Origin of the sequence: Methylotenera sp. (genome assembly GCF_013141425.1) — a bacterium.
Classification (GTDB): Bacteria; Pseudomonadota; Gammaproteobacteria; order Burkholderiales; family Methylophilaceae; genus Methylotenera.
The window spans coordinates 1-3,010 of sequence record NZ_JABFRA010000116.1 but is presented as its reverse complement, the minus strand read 5'-3'; the positions used below and the strand labels follow the sequence as shown (position 1 = coordinate 3,010).

Here is a 3,010-nt window from a genome sequence, read left to right as displayed (position 1 = left end):
CAACGACGTGGTGATGCCAATCGACTTGGTTTTGCCGTACAGCTTTGTCTGCTGCGCTATCCTGGATATGGTCTGGCCAATGATATGGTAGCCACCAAACCAGTAATACAATGGGCTGCCAGCCAAATCAAGACAGACGCAAGCGCGTGGGACAAATATGGAGATCGCGATGAAACGCGGCGAGAACATCTTCAGGAGTTGCGCGCCTATCTCAAGCTATCCCCATTTAGCCTGTCTGATTTTCGTTTTCTGTTGCACCATTTGATTGATCTTGCCATGCAGACCGACAAGGGGCTGGTACTCGCAACGCATGCGTTGGAAACGCTACGCCATCGGCAGGTTATGTTACCAGCACTTACTGTGATTGATAGAGCCTGTGCAGAAGCCATTACACATGCTAATAGGCGCATTTATCGTACATTAATTGAACCGCTGACTGAGCAACATCGTTATAGGCTAGATGATTTGCTGAAGCGCAAACCCAATAACAGCATCACTTGGCTGATCTGGTTACGACAGTCACCACTGAAACCAAATTCGCGGCATATGCTTGAACATATCGAACGATTAAAAGCATTCCAAAAGTTGGATTTGCCTGAAGGGATTGGTCGCTATATTCACCAAAACCGCTTGCTGAAGTTAGCACGCGAAGGTGGACAAATGACACCACAAGATCTGAGCAAGTTTGAGAAGGAGCGACGTTATGCCACGTTGGTCGCGCTGGCCTTGGAAGGCATGGCAACAGTCACGGATGAACTGGTTGATTTACATGATCGCATTCTGGTTAAGCTATTTAGCTCAGCCAAAAACAAACATCAGCAACAATTCCAAAAACAAGGCAAAGTAATCAATGACAAGGTAAGGCTATACTCAAAAATCGGACTTGCCTTGGTTAAGGCAAAGCAATCGGGTAGTGATCCCTATGCTGCCATTGAGTCGGTCATTCCATGGGATGATTTCACGCAGAGCGTCACCGAAGCCGAGCAACTCGCACAGCCGGAATCGTTTGATCACCTGCACTTGGTTAGTGAACAATTTAATATGTTGCGCCGCTATACGCCAGAGTTTTTAGGGGTACTCAAGTTACGTGCGGCACCAGCAGCAAAAAGTGTGCTGGATGCTATTGAGGTGTTGCGCGGAATGAATGCCGACAGCGCACGTAAAGTACCAGAAAATGCACCAACAGATTTTATCAAAACACGCTGGAAACCACTTGTGCTGACGGATGATGGTCTCGACCGTCGTTACTACGAAATTTGCGTGTTATCGGAACTGAAAAATGCACTTCGTTCAGGCGACATATGGGTAGAAGGCTCCCGCCAGTTTAAAGACTTTGATGAGTATCTGTTGCCCTTGGATAAATTTAGCGCACTCAAACAGGCAAAGGAGTTGCCCATTGCCATCAATCCAGAGTGCGACCAATATCTACATGATCGGCTAACTCTATTGGAACAACAGCTGGCCACTGTCAACAGGCTGGCTCTGGCCAATGAACTGCCTGATGCAATATTCACAGACTCTGGATTGAAGATCACACCACTGGATGCCGCTGTACCAGAAGCAGCACAATTCCTTATTGACCAGACTGGCATGCTATTACCGCGCGTCAAAATCACTGAGCTGTTAATGGATGTTGATGACTGGACTGGTTTCACGCGACATTTCGTACACTTAAAGGGTGGTGAGCCTGTCAAAGATAGGACGTTATTACTGTCAGCTATACTTGCTGATGCGATTAACCTAGGCTTAACCAAAATGGCTGAATCCAGCCCTGGAACGACCTATGCAAAACTATCATGGCTCCAAGCGTGGCACATTCGTGATGAAACCTATTCGACAGGACTTGCAGATATAGTCAATGCGCAGTTTGGACAGTCTTTTGCCGAGAACTGGGGTGATGGCACAACGTCATCATCCGATGGACAGCGCTTTCGGGCAGGCAGTAAAGCTGAAAGTAATGGTCACATCAACCCAAAATATGGCAGTGAACCTGGCCGATTATTTTACACGCACATTTCTGACCAGTATGCACCGTTCAGTACCAAGTTAGTCAATGTGGGTGTACGCGACTCAACCTATGTGCTTGATGGATTGCTATATCATGAATCTGATTTGCGAGTTGAAGAGCATTATACCGACACAGCAGGCTTCACCGATCATGTCTTTGGTTTGATGCATCTATTAGGCTTTAGGTTTGCGCCACGCATTCGTGATCTGAAAGACACGAAACTATATATCCTGAAAAATAAACAGGATTATCCCGCACTGGATACCATGATTGGTGGCACCCTGAACATTAAGCACATTCGTACGCATTGGGATGAGATTTTACGGCTGGCCGCTTCAATTAAGCTAGGAACAGTAACTGCCTCATTGATGATACGAAAACTTGGCAGTTATCCGCGTCAGAACGGCCTAGCTATAGCATTACGTGAGCTAGGTCGCATCGAGCGCACGCTGTTTATTCTGGACTGGTTACAAAGTGTTGAGTTGCGCAGACGCGTACATGCTGGATTAAACAAAGGTGAAGCACGCAATGCTCTGGCCAGAGCTGTATTCTTTAATCGGTTGGGTGAAATTCGCGACCGTAGCTTTGAGCAACAACGTTACCGAGCCAGTGGTCTGAACTTAGTGACAGCTGCTATTGTATTGTGGAATACAGTGTATCTAGATCGAGCAACACAAACCATGCGCGAAGCTGGCAGTAAAGCTTTCGATGACAGCTTGTTACAGTATCTGTCACCATTGGGCTGGGAGCACATCAATTTGACGGGTGATTATGTTTGGCGGCAAAATCGCAAAGTAGAGGATGGGGAATTTAGACCGTTACGCAATGCAGAAAAGTCTTAGCGTACAATTTTTTCCGTTTTCTGCGTTCACCCCTATTAAAGCAGAGTGACGAATAGTTTCAGCTTCTTTTTCAGTCATTAAAATTGGATAGCGAATGGTTCTTTTTTCATGCACTGGTTTAGTCTTGAATAGTTTTGTCATACATAGAATTCCTTTAATG

The 3,010-nt window shown here is 46.2% G+C and carries 2 protein-coding genes; one reads left to right on the top strand and one right to left on the bottom strand.

Annotation, left to right across the window (positions count from 1 at the left end; all coding sequences use genetic code 11):
• On the top strand, nt 1-2,850 hold a 2,850-nt coding region (locus HOO90_RS10260; protein WP_292842699.1), incomplete at its 5' end, for a Tn3 family transposase.
• Here HOO90_RS10260 and HOO90_RS10255 read toward each other — a convergent pair.
• Nucleotides 2,827-3,010, bottom strand: a 184-nt coding sequence (locus HOO90_RS10255) for a hypothetical protein (protein ID WP_292842697.1), incomplete at its 5' end; no start/stop codon positions are given. The two genes, HOO90_RS10260 and HOO90_RS10255, sit on opposite strands and share 24 nt — an antisense overlap.